This window comes from Rhizobium sp. SVR5-2C (genome assembly GCF_056755115.1).
The window spans coordinates 1-18,589 of the sequence record NZ_JBNDHT010000138.1; the positions used below are offsets into that span (position 1 = coordinate 1).

At 58.5% G+C, this 18,589-nt stretch carries 22 protein-coding genes and 4 pseudogenes; 13 read left to right on the forward strand and 13 right to left on the reverse strand.

Going from position 1 to position 18,589, the window contains the following annotated elements:
- The first annotated feature begins 103 nt into the window (after nt 1-103).
- Nucleotides 104-400, forward strand: a complete 297-nt coding sequence (groES, locus tag ACPYOI_RS28565; protein ID WP_481420037.1) for a co-chaperone GroES — start codon at nt 104-106, stop codon at nt 398-400.
- A 57-nt stretch (nt 401-457) separates the two neighbouring features.
- Nucleotides 458-2,086, forward strand: a complete 1,629-nt coding sequence (gene groL, locus ACPYOI_RS28570) for a chaperonin GroEL (protein ID WP_481423677.1) — start codon at nt 458-460, stop codon at nt 2,084-2,086.
- 258 nt (nt 2,087-2,344) lie between these two features.
- Here the strand turns inward: groL and ACPYOI_RS28575 are convergent, their stop codons facing one another.
- The 3 genes and pseudogenes from ACPYOI_RS28575 to ACPYOI_RS28585 all read right to left on the reverse strand — a co-directional run bounded on the left by ACPYOI_RS28575 (nt 2,345) and on the right by ACPYOI_RS28585 (nt 3,950).
- A complete protein-coding gene (locus ACPYOI_RS28575) occupies nt 2,345-2,614 on the reverse strand; it encodes a hypothetical protein (RefSeq protein ID WP_481420038.1) in 270 nt (89 codons plus the stop codon).
- Nucleotides 2,615-2,686: 72 nt separating this feature from the next.
- Nucleotides 2,687-3,037: a chaperone modulator CbpM gene (locus ACPYOI_RS28580; protein WP_481423678.1), complete on the reverse strand. Its 351-nt coding sequence runs from the start codon at nt 3,035-3,037 to the stop codon at nt 2,687-2,689.
- A pseudogene (locus ACPYOI_RS28585) lies at nt 3,034-3,950 on the reverse strand (DnaJ C-terminal domain-containing protein). Before ACPYOI_RS28585 ends, ACPYOI_RS28580 begins: the two are co-directional and overlap by 4 nt.
- Nucleotides 3,951-4,362: 412 nt before the next feature.
- Here ACPYOI_RS28585 and ACPYOI_RS28590 point away from each other — a divergent pair.
- Entirely contained in the window at nt 4,363-4,794 is a 432-nt protein-coding gene (locus ACPYOI_RS28590; protein WP_481420041.1) for an Hsp20/alpha crystallin family protein, read from the forward strand.
- Complete coding sequence (locus ACPYOI_RS28595; protein ID WP_481420042.1) at nt 4,787-5,257, forward strand: Hsp20/alpha crystallin family protein; 471 nt, start codon at nt 4,787-4,789, stop codon at nt 5,255-5,257. The genes ACPYOI_RS28590 and ACPYOI_RS28595 overlap by 8 nt, the downstream gene beginning before the upstream one ends.
- 81 nt (nt 5,258-5,338) lie before the next feature.
- Here the strand turns inward: ACPYOI_RS28595 and ACPYOI_RS28600 are convergent.
- Nucleotides 5,339-6,318 (reverse strand): annotated as a pseudogene (locus ACPYOI_RS28600) (IS5 family transposase).
- Nucleotides 6,319-6,599: 281 nt separating this feature from the next.
- Entirely contained in the window at nt 6,600-6,851 is a 252-nt protein-coding gene (locus ACPYOI_RS28605) for a hypothetical protein (RefSeq protein ID WP_481420043.1), read from the reverse strand.
- A gap of 182 nt (nt 6,852-7,033) precedes the next feature.
- Here ACPYOI_RS28605 and ACPYOI_RS28610 point away from each other — a divergent pair, with 182 nt between their 5' ends.
- A complete protein-coding gene (locus tag ACPYOI_RS28610; RefSeq protein WP_481420044.1) occupies nt 7,034-7,261 on the forward strand; it encodes a hypothetical protein in 228 nt (75 codons plus the stop codon).
- 491 nt (nt 7,262-7,752) lie between these two features.
- On the forward strand, nt 7,753-8,109 hold the full coding sequence (locus ACPYOI_RS28615) for a DUF3307 domain-containing protein (protein ID WP_481423679.1): 357 nt from the start codon (nt 7,753-7,755) through the stop codon (nt 8,107-8,109).
- Between the two features lie 181 nt (nt 8,110-8,290).
- On the opposite strand, the gene ACPYOI_RS28620 is transcribed toward ACPYOI_RS28615, so the two are convergent.
- Complete coding sequence (locus ACPYOI_RS28620; protein WP_481420109.1) at nt 8,291-8,491, reverse strand: hypothetical protein; 201 nt, start codon at nt 8,489-8,491, stop codon at nt 8,291-8,293.
- A 226-nt stretch (nt 8,492-8,717) separates the two neighbouring features.
- Between ACPYOI_RS28620 and gp10 the strand changes: the two genes are divergently transcribed.
- From gp10 to ACPYOI_RS28650, 6 genes are all read left to right on the forward strand, one after another.
- Nucleotides 8,718-8,948, forward strand: a complete 231-nt coding sequence (gene gp10 / locus ACPYOI_RS28625) for a capsid staple protein (RefSeq protein ID WP_481420108.1) — start codon at nt 8,718-8,720, stop codon at nt 8,946-8,948.
- A complete protein-coding gene (locus ACPYOI_RS28630) occupies nt 8,917-9,468 on the forward strand; it encodes a terminase small subunit (RefSeq protein ID WP_481423680.1) in 552 nt (183 codons plus the stop codon). The genes gp10 and ACPYOI_RS28630 overlap by 32 nt, the downstream gene beginning before the upstream one ends.
- 497 nt (nt 9,469-9,965) lie before the next feature.
- On the forward strand, nt 9,966-10,250 hold the full coding sequence (locus ACPYOI_RS28635) for a glycosyl hydrolase 108 family protein (protein ID WP_481423681.1): 285 nt from the start codon (nt 9,966-9,968) through the stop codon (nt 10,248-10,250).
- Nucleotides 10,208-10,852, forward strand: a complete 645-nt coding sequence (locus ACPYOI_RS28640) for a putative peptidoglycan-binding domain-containing protein (RefSeq protein WP_481423689.1) — start codon at nt 10,208-10,210, stop codon at nt 10,850-10,852. Before ACPYOI_RS28635 ends, ACPYOI_RS28640 begins: the two co-directional genes overlap by 43 nt.
- The gene (locus ACPYOI_RS28645; RefSeq protein WP_481423682.1) at nt 10,833-11,114 is read left to right on the forward strand and encodes a hypothetical protein; all 282 of its coding nucleotides are present in this window, start codon (nt 10,833-10,835) and stop codon (nt 11,112-11,114) included. The genes ACPYOI_RS28640 and ACPYOI_RS28645 overlap by 20 nt, the downstream gene beginning before the upstream one ends.
- A 124-nt stretch (nt 11,115-11,238) precedes the next feature.
- Nucleotides 11,239-11,574, forward strand: coding sequence for a hypothetical protein (locus tag ACPYOI_RS28650; RefSeq protein ID WP_481423683.1), 336 nt, complete (start codon nt 11,239-11,241; stop codon nt 11,572-11,574).
- 1,164 nt (nt 11,575-12,738) lie between these two features.
- Here the strand turns inward: ACPYOI_RS28650 and ACPYOI_RS28655 are convergent.
- From ACPYOI_RS28655 to ACPYOI_RS28665, 3 genes are all read right to left on the reverse strand, one after another.
- Entirely contained in the window at nt 12,739-12,978 is a 240-nt protein-coding gene (locus ACPYOI_RS28655; protein ID WP_481420104.1) for a DUF378 domain-containing protein, read from the reverse strand.
- Nucleotides 12,979-13,617: 639 nt separating this feature from the next.
- Nucleotides 13,618-13,866 carry a DUF982 domain-containing protein gene (locus ACPYOI_RS28660; protein ID WP_481423684.1) on the reverse strand — a complete coding sequence of 83 codons (249 nt, stop codon included), beginning with the start codon at nt 13,864-13,866 and terminating at the stop codon, nt 13,618-13,620.
- Between the two features lie 76 nt (nt 13,867-13,942).
- Nucleotides 13,943-14,197, reverse strand: a complete 255-nt coding sequence (locus ACPYOI_RS28665) for a hypothetical protein (protein ID WP_481423685.1) — start codon at nt 14,195-14,197, stop codon at nt 13,943-13,945.
- A 326-nt stretch (nt 14,198-14,523) separates the two neighbouring features.
- Between ACPYOI_RS28665 and ACPYOI_RS28670 the strand changes: the two are divergent.
- Nucleotides 14,524-14,877: pseudogene (locus ACPYOI_RS28670) on the forward strand (DNA topoisomerase IB); the annotation flags it as partial.
- A gap of 46 nt (nt 14,878-14,923) precedes the next feature.
- Here the strand turns inward: ACPYOI_RS28670 and ACPYOI_RS28675 are convergent.
- The 4 genes and pseudogenes from ACPYOI_RS28675 to ACPYOI_RS28690 form a co-directional block, all read right to left on the reverse strand.
- A pseudogene (locus tag ACPYOI_RS28675) lies at nt 14,924-15,319 on the reverse strand (Tn3 family transposase); the annotation flags it as partial.
- Nucleotides 15,320-15,632: 313 nt separating this feature from the next.
- Nucleotides 15,633-16,520 carry a TniQ family protein gene (locus ACPYOI_RS28680; protein ID WP_481423686.1) on the reverse strand — a complete coding sequence of 296 codons (888 nt, stop codon included), beginning with the start codon at nt 16,518-16,520 and terminating at the stop codon, nt 15,633-15,635.
- Complete coding sequence (locus tag ACPYOI_RS28685; protein WP_481423687.1) at nt 16,495-17,376, reverse strand: TniB family NTP-binding protein; 882 nt, start codon at nt 17,374-17,376, stop codon at nt 16,495-16,497. The genes ACPYOI_RS28680 and ACPYOI_RS28685 overlap by 26 nt, the downstream gene beginning before the upstream one ends.
- A gap of 6 nt (nt 17,377-17,382) precedes the next feature.
- The coding region (locus ACPYOI_RS28690) for a transposase (RefSeq protein ID WP_481423688.1) at nt 17,383-18,589 on the reverse strand (1,207 nt) is incomplete at its 5' end.

Sequence of the window (18,589 nt, forward strand, 5' to 3'; positions counted from 1 at the left end):
ACCGGAAGGCCATCGTTTTCCGAAAGCCACGCTGCCGGAATGATCGAAATATGCCGCCCTTCCGGGCGAACAGGGCACCGGCGGATCATCAAAGGATTAGACAGTGGCAAGCACCAATTTCCGCCCCCTTCACGACCGCGTCGTCGTTCGCCGCGTTGAGTCCGAAGAAAGGACCCGAGGCGGTATCATCATTCCGGACACCGCCAAGGAAAAGCCGCAGGAAGGCGAAATCGTCGCCGTCGGTTCCGGCGCTCGCGACGAGTCCGGCAAGGTCGTTCCGCTGGACGTCAAGGCTGGCGACCGCGTTCTGTTCGGCAAGTGGTCCGGCACGGAAGTCAAGATCAACGGCGAAGAGCTTCTGATCATGAAGGAAGCCGACATCATGGGCATCATCGGCTGATCCAGCCGGTCGCTCTTTACCCGAAATCGCCAACAACTCTATTCAGGAGTTCTCAAAATGCCAGCTAAAGAAATCAAGTTTGGCCGCACCGCGCGCGAAAAGATGCTCAAGGGCGTCGACATTCTCGCTGACGCCGTGAAGGTCACGCTCGGCCCGAAGGGTCGCAACGTCATCCTCGACAAATCCTTCGGCGCTCCGCGCATCACCAAGGATGGCGTCACCGTCGCCAAGGAAATCGAGCTCGAGGACAAGTTCGAAAACATGGGCGCCCAGATGGTCCGCGAAGTTGCTTCGAAGACCCACGACATCGCCGGTGACGGTACCACGACTGCTACCGTTCTCGCCCAGGCGATCGTTCGCGAAGGCGGCAAGGCCGTTGCTGCCGGCATGAACCCGATGGACCTGAAGCGCGGCATCGATCTCGCCGTTGCTGAAGTCGTCAAGGATCTGCTGGCCAAGGCCCAGAAGATCAACACTTCGGAAGAAGTCGCACAGGTCGGCACGATCTCTGCAAACGGCGAGAAGGAAATTGGCGCCTATATCGCCGACGCTATGCAGAAGGTCGGCAACGAAGGCGTCATCACGGTTGAAGAAGCCAAGACCGCCGAAACCGAACTTGAAGTCGTCGAAGGCATGCAATTCGACCGTGGCTATCTGAGCCCGTACTTCGTCACCAACCCGGAAAAGATGGTGGCAGAGCTCGAGGACGCCTACATCCTGATCCACGAGAAGAAGCTTTCGAACCTCCAGGCTATGCTCCCGGTTCTCGAAGCAGTTATCCAGTCCGGCAAACCGCTCCTCATCATCACTGAAGACGTCGAAGGCGAAGCTCTCGCTACGCTCGTCGTTAACAAGCTGCGCGGCGGCCTGAAGATTGCTGCCGTCAAGGCTCCGGGCTTCGGCGACCGCCGCAAGGCCATGCTCGAAGACATCGCCATCCTGACGAGCGGTACGGTGATCTCCGAAGACCTCGGCATCAAGCTCGAGTCTGTTACCCTCGACATGCTCGGCCGCGCGAAGAAGGTCGTTGTCGGGAAGGAAAACACCACGATCGTCGACGGCGCTGGCGCCAAGTCCGACATCGAAGGCCGCGTTGCCCAGATCAAAGCTCAGATCGAAGAAACCACTTCCGACTACGACCGCGAGAAGCTGCAGGAACGTCTTGCCAAGCTCGCTGGCGGCGTTGCCGTCATCCGCGTCGGCGGTTCCACCGAAATCGAAGTGAAGGAAAAGAAGGATCGCATTGACGACGCACTCAACGCGACCCGCGCTGCCGTTGCGGAAGGTATCGTACCTGGCGGTGGCACGGCTCTGCTGCGCTGCTCCGTGGTGCTCAATATCCAGGGCGACAACGAAGACCAGAACGCCGGCATCAACATCATCCGCAAGGCGCTTCAAGCTCCGATTCGACAGATCTCTCAGAATGCTGGCGACGAAGCCTCAATTGTTGTCGGGAAGATCCTTGAAAACGACACTGACAACTGGGGCCACAACGCTCAGACCGGCGAGTTCGGCGACATGATCACCATGGGCATCATCGACCCGGTCATGGTCGTCCGCACGGCGCTTCAGGACGCAGCTTCGATCGCCGGCCTGCTCGTCACCACCGAAGCCATGATCGCCGAACTTCCGAAGAAGGACCCTCCGATGGGCGGCGGCATGCCTGAGATGGGCGGTATGATGTAATCAATTCCAGTCTCTGGAAATGAAATTAATCTTCGCACTGTCGATGGGATAGCGCTTCGTGGACTAGGAGGTTTTGACATAAATCAAGAACGGGCGGTGAAGCGCCGATCTTTTTCTGCCGAGGCTGCTCGCCCGTATTGACGGCATGCATGACACACAATCTAAGGCTCGCCCGTCGCGCACGACGCGCAAAGCGAAATCTCCAGGACGCCCTGTCGAGCATCAACATGCAATCATGAACGATTGGCTGAGCAGTGGCTAGGGAGTGATGCCGTACTTTTGGGCCTTCTTGGCCTGAAGTGCGCACTGGGCTTTCTTCTCTGTCTCGACCATCGAATTGATCACCTTCGCCTGCATGCCTCGGGCACTGGTGAATTGCATCCTCGAGGTTGCGTCGAGGTCAGCTATCTTGTCCAGGAAAGCGGTAAGCTTCTCATCGTCAAGCTTGTAGCCGCAGCCATCAGCACCGCCGATGACCTGCGCTGCTTCGTTGTTGTGCTTCACGACGACGCGCGTCGGAAAGGACACCGCCCTGTCCGAGATCATCAAGCTGGCCGAGGACGCGCAGGCGAGCACGGCGCAGGTCCAACGTTTGGCGGATCAGGTCACATTTCGTGCCGCAGAACTCGCTTCATCCCGCTCCAGCGCAGCGATGATCGCGGCCTGAACGGTCTCGTCCTGCGCCGCCATGGCGGCGGTCAGTGACAACAGGCGCTGGCGGGTGTCGTAGAGCTGGTCGATCAGCGACACTACGACCGGGAGCGTGTCCGTGTCGATCTCGAGCTCATAGCGCAGCGTGCAGATCAGGCGGACACGAGCGCATTCCATCTCCGTGAAGAGCAACGATCCGACTTCCTGCCGCGGCACAACAAGTTCGTCGCGGATCCAGGCTTCGAGATCGCTGCGTTGCAGCGCAGCTATCGCTGTAACAAGGTCATCAACGCGCATCATGTGAACATCTCCTTGCGCGGTTCCTGTGCGACTTTCGGCTGCCAGGTCTCCAGGAACCCTGTCAGCTCAGGCTCGTCGACTGCGGGCAGAACGACTTTCAGGGTGATCAGTTGATGTCCGCGTTGCCCGGTCTTGCGGTTGCGAATGCCCCTGTCGCGCAGTCGCATCACTTTGCCCGTGTTCGAGCCCTTCGGGATAGTCATCGTCACCAGGCCGCTTATGGTCGGAACCTCGATTCGCGCGCCCAGCGCCGCCTCCTTCAGAGTGACCGGAACCTCCACGTGAATGTTATCGTCCTTGCGGTGGAAGAACGGATGCGGCTCGACATGAAGCTCAACGTAGGCGTCTCCCGCCGACCCGCCGCCGAAGCCCGGCATTCCTTGACCTTTCAGCCGCAGCATCTGCCGGTCGTCCGCACCCTCCGGAATAGTCACCTGCAGCATCTTGCCCTCAGGCAGCATAAGCGTGCGAGCGGCGCCGTTGGCCACTTCCAGAAACCGAACCGGCAGCACGTAACTCACATCCTGGCCGCGCGCCCGCAAAGTGCCCTGTGACCGTTGTCCCCCGCCGCGAACGCGCGCGCCAGAAAATCTTCCAGGTCCTCGTTACCGGCAAACCCGTCTTGCGCTGCATGCGTGGCATAGACGGGCCCGTCGGCGAAGTCGCGATAGAACCGCTCGTGCGATCGCTCCGCTCCGCTGGCATCGATCTCGCCCGCATCGAACCTCCGCCGCTTCTCCTTGTCCTTGAGCAGGTCACTGGCAGCCGAGATGTCCTTGAACTTAGCTTCGGCCTCTTTGTCGCTCGGATGCAGATCGGGATGGAACTTGCGCGCCAGCTTCTTGAATGCGTCCTTAATCTCCTTGTCAGTCGCAGAGCGAGTTACGCCGAGCGTCTCGTACGGGTCCTTCATGCACCTGATCCCATCGCAACCGCGCCTCAATCATATCGACCATTCCGCCCCCACCCCCTGGGGCGGTGCCGCAAGCATAACCGCAATCGCCAAATCATTCACGCCCTACGCACGGCATGCAGCGACATTTGCCAAAGTGAGTCCGGACGATCATCGTGTCGATGGTGGGCCGTTGCACCACGGGCGCGCCCGTCCATGATCGCCCGGTTTCGATTGCCATAGCAGCGACTTAACGTTTCCTCGAGAGGGGGGCAAATGGCGAAGTATGTCAAGAGGGTTCGATCTTGCGAAACCCGCCCTTTGGGAGCAATCTTCAACACGTCAGGCCATCCGGCGGTGAAGAGCGGCGATGGCCCACGTGGTATCGAGGCAAGCCGAGGGCCTTGTGGGGCGGCCTTCTGAGGAGGAGACAATGGTCGCACGAATGCTATACGGCGCAGATCCTTTCCGCAACATACGCCGCTTCCAAGACGAAGTGAGCCGGGGCGCCGCAAGGGCGCTGGAATTCCCGGCGGTGAATGTCTTCGCAAACCAGGACGGCGTCATCATCACCGCCGAATTGCCTGGAGTAAGATCAGAAGACTTGGACATCTTGATTCACAGAGATTCGGTTACTCTCAGCGGAGAGCGGCACACCGAAACTGAGGAAGCCCAAGGATATCACCGGCGTGAGCGTCGTGGGGGCCGGTTTGTGCGGACCGTGTCATTGCTGTTTGTGGTAGACCCGAACAAGGTTGAAGCGGATCTCGTCAATGGCGTACTGACTCTGGATCTTCCTCGAGCTGAAGAGGACAAACCCAGGCGTATTAATGTGAAGGCGAGCAAGGGGGCGGATCATGGCTAAGCGAGAGACCACGAAAGCTGGAACTAAGGGCGAGAGCAAGCAGCAGTCTCAGGCCGCGCTGACTAGCCAACCGGAGCTGGGGGGCAAGCTGTCCGCGGAGCAGGACGCGGGCGAGCGGACCCATGAGAGGCCGGTCTTCGTACCACGAGTTGACATCTACGAGACCGAAACCGGCCTTGTCCTCGTTGCGGATCTGCCCGGCGTGAACCCGGAGGGTTTGGAGGTCACGTTGGAGAAGCGGGTGCTGTCGATCTATGGCCGCGTCGAAGAGGACGCCCCCGAGGGCTACAGCCAGGCCTATCGCGAGTACGGGGTTGGCGATTTCGAGCGGCAGTTCACTCTCTCCGGTGATTTCGACATCCATAGAATTGAGGCGAACTTGAAGTACGGTGTGCTTCACCTCGCCATCCCGAGAGCTCCGGAGGCGGTGGCAAAGCGGATCGAGGTGAGATCAGTTTCCTGACGGAGAGGATTGCGCAAGGCGCTGGTGCATGAATGCAGCTGGAATTGTCAACGGACGCAATCGGTTCTTTGATGTTGGCGATTACGCCTGCCTTTCTTGGCAGCGGGCAGAGTTCGGACGTGCACATGCCAGCATGCGGTTGAGCACGATGCAGCCAATGGCAACCTCGGTCTGCTGAGCCGGAAACGAACGAGCCCGCAAGCGTCGACCGATCAGGTTCTTGTATCGACCGATCGCGGTCTCGACCAATGAGCGCTTGCCATAGCCGGTGGTTGCCTGCCATTTCAGCCGACCGTCTTTTGCGATCGCCGCGATGTGCTTGTCTCTTTGATCAGGCGGCCCCGTATCGCCATTGCTTTCCACCGCCGTCGAACGAGGTGGAATGACGATGTTGGCGGTATCGCTGTGTTCAAGAACGGTCCGGTAGGTGGGCTTGCCGTCATAGGCACCGTCGGCTGTGAATTGACCAATCTCACCATCTATCTGATTGAGCAATAGCTCCACCTGCGCCGGATCGTCGGTGTTCTGGTCGGTCAATGTTTCTGCGACTATGTCACCGTTACCGGCGTTCACCGCCAGGTGGAGTTTGCGCCAGTTGCGCCGCGATCTGGTGCCGTGCCTGTCTTCCAGCCATTGGACAGCGCCGTATATTTTCAACCCAGTGCTGTCGATCAGGATATGGATTGGCCCGTCCGGCATCGACGGCAGTCTTCCGGCTCGTTCCCACCGCTGTGCCCGGCGGCTCAAGGTCGTATGATCAGGGACAGGCAGTTGCAGTCCCAAAAAGATATCGACCCTATGAACCCCTCGGTCTGGCGAAGGGGCAGGCTGAACACGCAAGCCAGTGTCAGGGCTGTTTCAATGGCAAGATCGGAATACCGCCGCTGGCCGCCACGGATTCTCCGCCGGGGCGCATGCCATCCGGCCAATGCTTCCGGCGTTATCCATAATGTCAGGCTACCACGCCCGCGAAGACCTGCCTCGTATTCCCGCCAGTTTGTCACCTTGAACTTCATCTTGCCAGTGCGATGGCGGCGGGCGGCATTATGTTTGAACGGCATGGCTCGGATCAGACTGATTGCGATCCAACAGGCCTACTTCCAAACCATTGAAAAAGGATCGATGCACCAAAGCCAGTGGAGTGCCATCGGGATGCTCGATGGCGGCAAGCCGAGAGGGTGACATCTACCCCGCCCTCACTACGGATTCGAGGCAATGCCTCAATGATATCGGGAAGGCGGCGCGACCCGCCAATCTGCGAAGGAAGGGCTGCCCTCGGGCAAAATGATCCTTGGCCTTCCCGACCACCACAACCCGTCACCACCCGGTGGCGGGTTTTTCATTATGCCTGATCGCGATTCATGCGGCTTTTCTGTTCTGGAAGTCCCTGAATTGCATATCTGGGGAGACGACGCCATGCGGGCGCAACCGTATTCCGGTTGATGTCCATCAGTTCGGTTGCATCCTTAGCAGTCAGCCTAGCCGCCGGCTTATGCCCGAGGAGAGGACGTCCGGTCATGGCATCAAAAACCGTCCATGTGCCGTTCCCTTCTGCGCGGCGGTCGTATGGCATGTAGGGGAGGTCGGAAGACATGATGTCCTCCTTTCACTTATGGCGCCCCGTAAGCAGTAGCGCCTATAGGATAAACGCGAAGCAGGCCCATTTGTTTCGGGCCCGCCTCCGCACCTTTCCGATGTTCATTTTTGCTTCCTCATTCGAGGGCGGAAAAATCAACATCCGTGTCCGGCGGTTCCCGGCAAACAAGGAGAAGACGCATGAGCGCACCCGTATGCAGAGCAAAGTTCAAGCTGACCCAGCGCAACGAAAACCAGGGTGGCTTTTCACTCACCTTCGAGCCGGTCACATCCGGCAGCGCCGAAAACGATCAGTTCTTCAAGTACACGCCTTGGGGCAAGGTTGAGATGGGGACGGTAAACTCCGACGCGGCCAAGGCCTTCGTGGTCGGCGGCTCATACTATCTCGATTTCACCCCAGCCGACTGATGCCATCACAAGCCCGCCCCGTAACCCGGAGGCGGGCTTTTCATTGGAGAGCGAGCCGCTTCAGTTTGAAGGAGCTGGTGTGGTTGGTGCGGGGTTAGCAGGCGGTGTGGTCTCAGTAGAAGCGGGCGGCGAGCCCGGAGCGGTTGCGGTCCCGCCTGGTCGCTCGCGTCCGAAAAACATCATCAAAGCTACTATGATGATGATACCAACCACGACTCCAATGATCATGTTTCGATTCATGACTTGGTCCTCCAAAAGTTACGCGTCCGAGGCCTATTGGACAGGTAGTTGTTACCATCTGTTTGTCCATAGGCGTTCTCGATCCCGTATCTGGGTGAACCAGCAATTTCTGAACGGAGCGGAGACTCCGACTTGTCCCCGGCGACAAGACAATGGCCTCGTGGGTGAAGAGCCCGCGCCGCCGCTCCGGGGTTGGCCGCCCTTTCATATACGGCGCGAAGTGGGTCAGCCGGGAACATTCAGGAGAGATCATGGAAAGCATTCTAACGCTGGCGCTGATGCTGCTTGCGGTGCACTGGGTCTGCGATTACCCGCTGCAGGGAGATTTCCTCTCAAAGGCCAAACAAACAGGCCCGCGGCGCGTTTATCATCTGGTCGCGCACTCCGGCATACAAGGCACTGGTGTAGCGCTGATCACCGGCAATGTATGGCTCGGGTTAGCAGAATGGCTATTTCATACGGTCATCGACGAGGCGAAGGTAAAGGGGCGGATAATGTTCGCCCAGGACCAGGGGTTGCACATCGGCTGCAAGGCGCTGTGGCTCGGCTTAATCCTGACATCCGCATGGCTATCGACTGGGCCATCTACATCGCCCTGGTGGCGCTGATCTTCTTCATCGGATCGCTGCCCATATGGTGGCGGTTATGAGTCCCCGTGCAGAACGCGCGATCCTCACGCTTCTCTGTGCCGTTGCTGCCGCCTGTCTCGTCTATGCGGTGTGGTCCATCTTGTAGAAAATTCATATCGCGAAATGTGATGGCCCCACCGGCCGGTAGAAATGATTTTGCTTAGGAGGCCCAGTAGAGTTCGCGTGCTCGCCAAGCGTCTTTAATCTTCTCTAGGATTTCAGCTTCGGTTCGATGCGGAAACTGAGTGTGCAGGGCTGCAGCCATGGCTAAGATGTCGACGTTATTGATTTTCTCGGCCTTTGCCTTATCGGCGGCGCCATTAATCTGATCCGCCAACAGCGCGTCTTCGTCTTTGCTCATTTCATCCTCCTAAGATCACCCATGCCAGTCCTGACAAACGCAGGCATGAGCGTTTCGCCCAGCGATCGCCAAGGGCATGACCACAACCGACGCATATTCCGAGGCAGGTTACAAGGGTCACAGGACGGCCGCCTCTACGTTGTCAACAAATGTCCCGTCAGCCACCGTTTTGACGCTGACCACCGGCGCAGCATGCAGGCTGATTCATTCGAACAGGGATAACACCATGGCAACGATGGTCGACCTCGCGCGTACCGCGGCGGAGAAGAAAGAAGAGCTTGACCGTTGGGAGAAAGGGCCGACCGAATCCGATCGCCCGGACTATCCCTACGGCCTGACGCTGTTTCTCGATTATACAACCCTCAAGAAGATGGGTCTGACCGATCGCGACTTCGACACCGGCCAGCCGGTCACCATCATGGCCCATGCGACGATTACCGAAGACCGGATCGAATAGTCAACGGCGAAAAGCGGCACTCGATCTCGCTGCAGGTCCAGAAGATGGCCCTCGATCAGGAGACAAAGGACGTCGCCAACAAATTTTATGCCGAGAAGGCATCCGCCTAATAACGAGGTCTGCCGTGCTCAGTGTAAAGCAGTTTCGCTTTGTCGAGGAGTATCTGAAAGACCTCAACGCCACCCAGGCTGCGATACGCGCCGGGTATAGTGAGAAGACAGCACATTCCCAAGGCCCGCGGCTGTTGGAGAATGTTGGAGTAGCCGCCGCGATTGAGGAAGCGAAGGCAAAGCGGTCTGAGCGGACCAAGATCGACGCTGACTGGCTGCTCAAGCGCCTGGCTGAAGAGGCCGTAGCGGACATTGCCGACCTTTACCATGAGAACGGCAGTCTCAAGCCAGTCCACGAGTGGCCGCTCATCTGGCGTCAAGGCTTGGTGGGCGGGATCGAGACTGATACCGGTCGAGTATGCGGCGCAGCGCGCACCTGCCACACAGGCAGCCCAGGAGGCGGGCGATAATGGTGCCTTCATCTTCTGGCAACAGAAGGGAGCCGCAATCGAAGCGGCGCGGCTCGGCACAAAAGCGGCGATCGACGCGGCAACGGTCGTCGAGGAAGCGCGGGCGGCCGCTGATGCGGTGGTGTGGCCGTGACAGGCGGAGACCCGGCATAAAGGTCTGGGTCCTGCCAGGTCTCCATGCCGCGCCGGGTCAGCCACCGGCGCAGCACATTCAATGCTGCGTCCGACGTCGATACACACTTCTTTAGGAAAACGCGAGAACTGGTGCAGCCACAATGACCAGGGCCACGATCGAGGCCACTGCCAACTTAATTCTGCGGATACGCCGGGTGCGCACACCAGTCCAGTCATAGACCATATAAAAGATCCTCATGATCATCGGGCACAAGCGGGAATCGACTTCCGGCATTGTGCTCACGCCAAGTCACTTGTTGCAAGTGGGACCGCCTATCGCGCCGGTGGCTTGCCTGAACCTTTCGAAACAATCTGGAGCATCAATGCAAGTCCTCGACCCCGCAAATGAATTCGCACGTTCTCTCGCCAAGGTGCTTGTCATAGAGGGCGGCTATTCCAACAATCCGAAGGACCCGGGCGGCGCGACGATGAAGGGCGTCACGCAGCGGGTCGATGATGAGTATCGCCGCTCGCATGGCCTGTCCCTCATGCGGGTAAGAAATATCAGCAACTCCGAGCTGGAGGCCACCGCAAGAAATACTGGGACGAAATCAAGGGCGACAAGCTGGCGCCCGGCGTCTCCTGTGTCGTCTTTGACGGTTCGGTGAACTCCGGCGTTGCGCTATCCGTAAAGTGGCTGCAGCGCGCGCTTCAGGCGATGGGACTGTATCAAGGTCTCATAGACGGCATTCTCGGGCAGGGGACGCTTCTCGCTCTCGGGGGCGTCAACGACAATGACAGCCTGATCGTCCGCATCCTTGACCGCCGTATGGCCTTCCTCAAGGCGCTGAAGACATGGAAGACGTTCGGCAAGGGCTGGACGGCCCGCGTCAACAGCGTGCGCGCTGTCGGTCAGGCATGGGCAACCGGTTCTGTCGGTCCAGAGATCGAGTACGTCCCGGGCGGCGAGGCCAAGGCGCTGATCTCCGATGCCAAGCCCGCCCCGGTGCTGGCCGTTGCCGACGCGACGACGGGTGGCGGCATTGGCTCCGGCACGCTGGCCGGCACGCTGCAGCAAGCTCAGGATCAGTTGACGCCGCTCAGCACCAGCAGCGAATTCATCGGCAAGCTTGTCGCCGGGCTGATCATCGCCGGCGCCGTGCTGACGCTCGGCGGCCTTGCCTATCGCTGGTATGCGAAGCGCAAGAGGGACGAGCTGCAGGATGCTCTCGATCTGAAGGTGGCGGTCAATGCTCAAGCTGCTGCCTGAATGGCTCAAGATTGGAGCGGGAGCGGCATTAGGCGCTCTCGTCGCCATTTACCCTGCAATCCTCGTCGGGCGCTCTGAAGGCCGCCAGCAGGCCGCAACCGTCGCCCTGGAAGCCGCGATCAAACGCTTTGCCGAAAAAGGAAAGATCAATGGTCAAGTCTCTTCTCTTGATGCTGCCGCTTTGTGCAATGATTTCGGGCTGCCAGACAGCGACAAAGTCGATTGCATGCGCCGGGTTCGAGAAGCTTCAGCCAAGCCTTGAGACTTCTGTGACGATCCTGAAAACGGATAGGCCATTCGCAAACCAAGTCGCATCACATAACCGCTTCGGCAGATCACAGGGCTGCTGATAATCGCATTCGCATTGAAGGGCAGGGCGCGCAGGAATGAACGGAGACACCATGCACATCGACGTCGAGAAGCCGAAGATCAACCCGGCGCATTTCATCGCCATCATCGGCGCAGCTCTTGTCAACGCGTTCATCATCGGCGGGGTATGGGTCAGCCTCAATCGAGATATCGCCGATATCCAGAACGCTCAGGAACGGACACAGAAGGTTCTCGACGACACGCAGCAGCAGGTATCGCAAATACCACCGCTTTCATTTCAGGTGACAAGAGCGCTTGAGGCGACGGCGGAAAACAAGAACGGCATAGAAGCGGCAAACTCCCGCGTTGATCGCGTCGTGGAATCCCTTGGGGGAAGCTCGACATCGCGATAGAGAGCATCAACAAGGTCGCAACCCGCGTCGAGGTGCTGAGCAGCAAGCTTGATGATGCGTAGGGAAGGGCGAACAAGACCTTGTGGCGAACGCCGATCGTCCGGCCTTAATACGACGAAGGGGCTCGTCCAAAAGGTTCAAAAATGGCGAGCCCCTTGTCTAAATGGCGACCGCGGATATTGGGTAACGCGGCCACGGCTGTGCTTGGGGGCTACAGCGCTTTAAAATAAAGCTCCTGGAAGCCGGCTGGTCAATAATCAATAAGGGTTAGGATCCAAGCGCTCGCCCTACGGAAAAGCGAGCCCTTGCCGCGCCTCATGGGTCCCCTAGGCACTCGGCGCGGGATTGACCACGCGGCACCAGGATGAGAGCTGTCAATCCGACATCACTGGCGACTGAGGTAAGGAAGGCAACCACGCGGCCGTTATAGAAACGCTCGGGATAGACGACCGTTCCCGCCCGGTACCGTACGGACGAAAAGGACCCCGCCGGTGGTTGCGGGGTCAGGTCGCCAGAACTGCTGCTGGCTGGATGCGCTGCTAGGAGAGGCAATATGCGCAATCCACCCAATCAACAAGCCGAGCAGGCGCTAGGTTCCAGTTCTGTCAAGGACACGAGCTGTCTAAGGAGGTACCAAGGGACCCGCCCAAAAGGGTCGGAGATGGCGAGCCCTTGGTCTTATGGCGACCTCGGGATAGTGGGAACCGTGGCCGCCATGCGCTGTGCTTTGGGGGGCTCCAGCGCCTAAAACTAAAGCGCCAGGGAGCCTGCTCGTCAATAGTCAATTAGGGTTAAGCCAGTCGTTATCTGCGGATCGAAGGGCCCGCTCCTACGGAAAAGCGAGCCCTTGCCGCGCCTCATAGGTCCCCTAGCCATTCAGCGCGGAATTGACCACGCGGCACCCGGATAGGGGTGTTATCCGGTTGAACAGGAGGAACTGCCACGCGGCCCAAGCGTCCCAGGGGGTACGGCTAGGGCTCGTCCTAAGTGTCAAAGAAGGAAGAGCCCTGTCGCAGAGCACGGCCTCGACCAATTTGGGGCTTGTTTCGGCCGCCGTGCTTTCCAGCATGCCATCCTGGGCAAAGGCGCTCAAGGACTTAAGGTCTGATGCCCGCTAGACAATCATGGGAAAATGCCGAACATCGCCGACAATTATTCTCGGCGTTAGTCGAAGCGACTCGCATTTGCCTCGGCTGCCGTTTCCCCGATCGAAATGGCCCTGATAAACGGCACTAGCTGCCACAGCGCTGAAAGTCCGACGAGGATATAGACGATGGTCGATACGGCGCTGTCGCGTCCGCCGAAGAGGGAGGCAACTAAGTCAACGTTGGCGATGCCGACAAGCAGCCAGTTGATGCCGCCAATAATAACCAGCAGTAGCGTGATCAGGTTCAGTGCTCGCATTTATTTTGTCCTCCAACTTGGGTGACCGCGCGGTACCAGGACGATGGGTCAAATATCGCTGGCGTTTAACAGGAGGGCTGCCGCGCGGTCATATCGATAACCAATCGACGCCAGCGAACGTTCCGGTCCGCTAGCGTACGGACAAAAGAGACCCCGCCGAAGCGGGGCAATTAAGGGACACGGAAACCGCGCGGGCCTGGATGAAAGCCCATCATCACAGGCTGAGGTAAGGAAGCCTACCGCGCGGCCCACCTATTAACGATCGGCATTAGTGAGTGTTCCCGTTCGATACCGTACGGACAAAAAGGACCCCGCAGGTGGGGGCGGGGTAAGGTGGCCAGCATTCGCCGGCTGGATGCGCTGGCGGGGTAATGCCTGGCGCATTCCGCCTCATCAACGAGCCGAACGGCTGTTCGTTTCGGTCCGTTAACATACCCCCAAAAAAAGCCCTGCCGAAGCAGGGCTAGTTTTCATCAGCATTCAGGGATCGCGTAACCGATCCCGATGCAGAAAACGAATAAGGAAGCCGCATCGTTCCGGTCCGCTCATTGATGATTCCGCCGGTTCGTCTGCGCGAGGCCTTTCTGCTGTGTCTGGAACACCAAACGGCCGGCTATGGCCGCTGCTGGAAAGCCACGATCAATATCGCATCCATAGGCCAGCTTCTCTGGCGGCGGCAATAAAAGCGGCTCGTGCTGCCTCGTGAGTCATCCGACTGTCGAGCGCCGCCAGACAAACTTCTTGTGCACGAAAGAAAGCCGGACCGGACGTCGTCGGCCACCGGGTTGTCAGCAATGTCAAGGCTGCCCGTGTTCCTGTGATGACGTAGGATTGACCGCCCGGGCGCAATTGCAATTCAATAGTCGTGGCCCAGGTCTCGTCGTTCATAACCGCTCCTCGTGAAATGGTGAGCAGTAACGACGGCGTCGTGGGTAAGTTCCGAACCTCGGCCGAAGCGGGTTCGTCAGTTAGCTTTTGACTTATCAGTAAGAGAAGAAGGGTAACCAGAGGCGGGTGGCGCGCAAACCTCATCGAGTCTTGCGCCGATCTCCTCTGGCGCCTTGACGCCCGTACTTACGAGGGCGACGGCCGCCTGGAGCGCTTCCCAGCCTCGTTCGCTTTGGAGATTGACACGGTTTCTCTCCGACCAGCGGCTCAATGCCATGGCGACAAGCTCAATCTCATCGTCTGTATAGGAAAGTAGTTCGAAAAGAGACATGACGGCTCTCCTCCCTGTTGGGGCAAGAGCAGATTGTCTCTCAAGCGGCAGGAACCCGTTGGCATACGTCAGCCGATGAAGAATATTACGCTCGAAAGCGGCTCGCGGCAAAAGAATTCGCCCGTCGGTCTGCTAACGTACGGGCGGCCCGATAATACGGAACACCGGTTCGTCCTCGGAGTTATCGCGCCATGAACAAGATGATTTCGGAGGATGATATCTCAACGGCTGCCGCGGAAGCAAAGATCGCATCCGAACTTGTATATGTTCCAGGACTTCAAACCGGAATCACGCGCAAGCAAGGAAAAAGGGGCTTCGTCTACCATATGCCCGACGGGCGGCGGATTACAGACGCCGCCGAAATCAGGCGTTTGAACGCATTGGCAATTCCGCCAGCTTACACTGATGTCGTCATCTCCACGAACCCGTACTCTCACCTCCAGGCAATCGGCACTGACGACCGCGGGCGGCGGCAATACCGCTACCATGCCGACTGGCACGATGAGCGGGGGCGCGCCAAATTCGAGCGCCTCGCCGACTTTGCTGACCGCCTCCCGGAACTACGGGAGAAGGTGGACATGGACCTCGGTTCACGCGGCCTCAACATGGACAAGGCCCTCGCGACGGTCGTGTGGATGCTCGACAACCTCTATATTCGAATTGGAAACACCGCTTACGCGGAAGCAAACAAGTCATACGGCCTGACGACCTTGCGAACCCGCCACGTTAAGGTCGAGGGCGGAAGAGTGGCGCCCATCGCAAAGGAGAGATATGGGCTAAGAGCTCGGGCGGCACATCAAGACCCTCATCGCCGTTCGACCACGGCGTGGCTGAGATGGATGGTATGCCAGTATATGATGAGCGCTGTGAACAGGTTCAGCCCGGCGATCCGGTGCCGGAGGTAGGATGCGAGTTAGGGAGTAACTGGCTCGGTCTGATCTTGTCGGCAGCCATTGTGGCGGTACACCGAAATAGATCGGGCCAATTTGCGACGCCGCCGACCAGGCCGTGCAAATCCTTTGGAGTTGCTGCGGGATTGAACACGTAGAGCCGTTTCGATGGCAAATCTCGAATACGCCGGCTCGGGAAAGAGAATGAGCAACCCGCATGGATGGCCGAGACCATCTGCCCTAAAGGGCCTTCCGTCCGCCTGTCGCGATCCCTCTCGATCAGCACCGCTTTGAAGACATCACTGCCGATGAAGCGGTTGAGCCGGGACTTTAGCCAGTATTCGGCTCCGGCGACCGGACGGGCGCGACGCCGCAGCCTTGGCGGCATACGTTCAACCTCGGAGCTCTGAAGCGCAAGGCGCAACGGGTCGACAGTTTGATGATGTTCAAATCGAAAAAGCGATGTTGTTTGGCACTTAAACGTGAGAATGCGGCCGTTTCTTTTTTAGTTGGCAGTTTATTTGAGATTCCGTGAGCCGAGAATCTCAGATTAAGGGCAACTGCGAAGCCGTCCGCGACTGACGCGCGCAGTCCACCATCTCTTCTATAGCGTTGCTGAAGCGGGTTTTGTTCTCACCCATCATATGGCCACGCAGCATGTAAAGCATCTCCGGTCCGGCACGCTGGACTATGGCCACGCCAGCTAAAAGAGCCGGCCGCAAGTGCAGTGGCAAGATTGGACTTGCTGGGGTCGGAAGTTCGCTAGTTTCCATCTTTAGGACGTCATCGAGATCGGGAATGATTACGCCGAGCACTCTATAGCGTGATGGTTCGTAATGATCAGGGAAAGACGTTGGAATACGCCGCATCAGCAGCAGGCGGGCAATCTCACTTGGCGACACCCAGTTTTGGATACCATGCTCGGCCTCGTCGTCGAGTATCCGCTCTCCTATCAGCGCGGCACGGTGATAGCGACTGAAGGGAGAAGGGCGGTTATGCGCACCAATGCTTTGAAGGAGATTCCCGCAAAGCTGGCAGGTGATCCGCCAGCCGAGAAATTGGCTGCGAAGAACGATGTGCGACCCGTGGACAGTCCGACGACAGCCGCAACATAATTGCCGAGGCTCGCCGGCAATTAGCCGCCTTGACGATTGCGGAATATTCGAGAAAGTCATGCCGCGGGCCGTGGCGGGATCGATCGAGAACATTTGGGCTATTCGGACGATCTGAACTTCGGTGAGATCTAAATCGGCCGTGCGCAATGACCGCACCTCGGGGAGGCAATGCCGAAGCATGGCCAACGGAGGGATGGCGTAGAAAGTGGCATGCCGAATGATCCATGAGGACAGAAGTTCATCGGGGCAGGGAGCCAGCCTTACCGGCAATTGCCGGGCGGATATCCCCATCTCAGGCAAATGCTGCTTCGGCGTCAAATTCCGGCTCCCACTTCTCAATGGCTTCATCGGTAATTCGCTCTGTTCCGGTTTCGATTGCCTCGATGGCCAGGGAGTTGATCATGTGGAAGATGTTGGCAGTGATACCCTCGGTAATCTGCAGTATCCGTCGCAATGATTTTGCAGTTAAAACGGATGGGTGACGCAGTGGTGTGTTACGCAGTATCAAGGCGACTAAGATTTCGAACTGCTCGTTTGCAGCCCAACGGCTCAACGTGAACTGTTCGAAGCGGCGCGCCAATTGCACATCGCCACCGATGGCCTCACGAGCGTCATTGACCCCGAAGCAGACGAGCGAGATCTGAAGGCGGTTGCTCAGAAAGCGCAATGTATTGAGGACGATGCGTTGCTCGCGATATGTTCCAGCGAGAATGTTATGCACCTCGTCGATCACCAGCACTTGCACGCCGATCGCTTCCATAATGCGCAACGAAGCTTGCTCCATTTGTGCGATATCGGCGCGCGGCCGCTGTGGTGCGCCGAGGAGGGTCAGAAGTTCAGCATAAAATCGCCTCTCTCCAGGCCGACTGGTCATCTCCATTGCGAGAACCGGCGTCTTCAGCCTGCCGGTGAGCGAATTGAAGCTTGGCGGATGCTGGTCACGGAAACGCTTCATGATCATTGTTTTGCCCATTCCGCTGTCGCCGTATATGGCGATCGAAGGCATTCGCGTCCCGCGTGGATGATCGACCAAGAAGTTGAGGCGATCGAGTACCTGCTTGGCACGCGGATAAACGAGCCAGCGACGTGATCTTATCGCGCGGATGCGCTGTTTGTCCGATTCACCGAGCAGCTCCGCCGCGGTTACAGTCAGGTGGGAGATTTCTGCGTTCATGCCAGCTCACTCTATGTCCTCGTCGAAAGGCACAGGTTTGCTGGAATCGATCCCCCGAAGCGAGCCCCACCCGCTGTCATCCCCTTTCGTTTTTGTGCTGGCAGTGCGACCTCGTCGTGCAGTCGCGGTGGCCTTCACCGCTTCATCCACCAGTTTGCGCTGCTCAATGGCTGTGCCAACGATAGTGCGGGTGTTGACCTCTCGTCGCCCTTTCGCCAGCAGCGTACGCCTTGCAGCCAATGCTTCGTGCAGCGTTACCGAGGCCAAGGTGAGATCGGCGTAGCGAGCTTCCACAAAGTTGCCCGATGGTCGTCGCACGAAGACACGAGACATATCCCTTGGGTCGTATTTGACGAGCAGCCGGCGATTTGCAATCCCGACGTCGGCACTCAGGGCTGCCGACCAATAGCGCAGTCCAAAGAGATGGATCCCGGTTGGCTGCAATGTACGCTCCTGCTCGGGCAGGAATGTCAGCCAAAATCGCATGCGATCTTGCGGCAATCGGAGTGGAATTTCACCCTCGTGCTCGAGCCAGACGGCGATTGGCGGGCGGCCCAAAGTGCGGTGGATCGACTGATGGTAGGTACCGACAATGTCGAGGGCGATGTAGCGCTCAAGTTCGCGCAAAGTTAGTGCCGAATGCCGCTTCGAATCGTATTCGCCAAGCTCCTGCGCATTGCTGAAGGTCGTGCCGGGTAGTAAGTGGAGCTTACCCATCTGGGTGCCGATCAACCGTTCGATATGGCCGCCGAAGCGTGGTTCGCCCGGTGGTCGCCAGTCGATCGCGATGCTGGCATCCTCGCACCCTCTCTTGAAAGCGCGACTCCTGAAGTCGCTGCCGTTATCGACATGCAATGTCTCAGGGAGACCGGCGACCGGCCACGGTTCGACGATCTCGCGCTCCCGCAACCAAGGCGATTTGTCAAAGACGGAGTGTAGTAAGCACAAACTGATCGAGAGGCGGGAAGGGGGTTCCATCGTGAGGTAAAACCCTGCCACCATCCGACTGCAGACGTCCATCGCCAGAGTTAGCCAAGGCCTTCCGATCGGCAGACGCGTTTCCTCGTCTACGACAAAGATATCTGCTTTGGTATGATCGACCTGGACGATCTGGAGTGGACGCGAGGCGGCGAGCACTCCTGGAACAGCCGTTGTCCGCTTCACGATTTCGGTTTCGCCCCGTCGTTTGGCGCGCTTCTGCAGTTCGATGTCC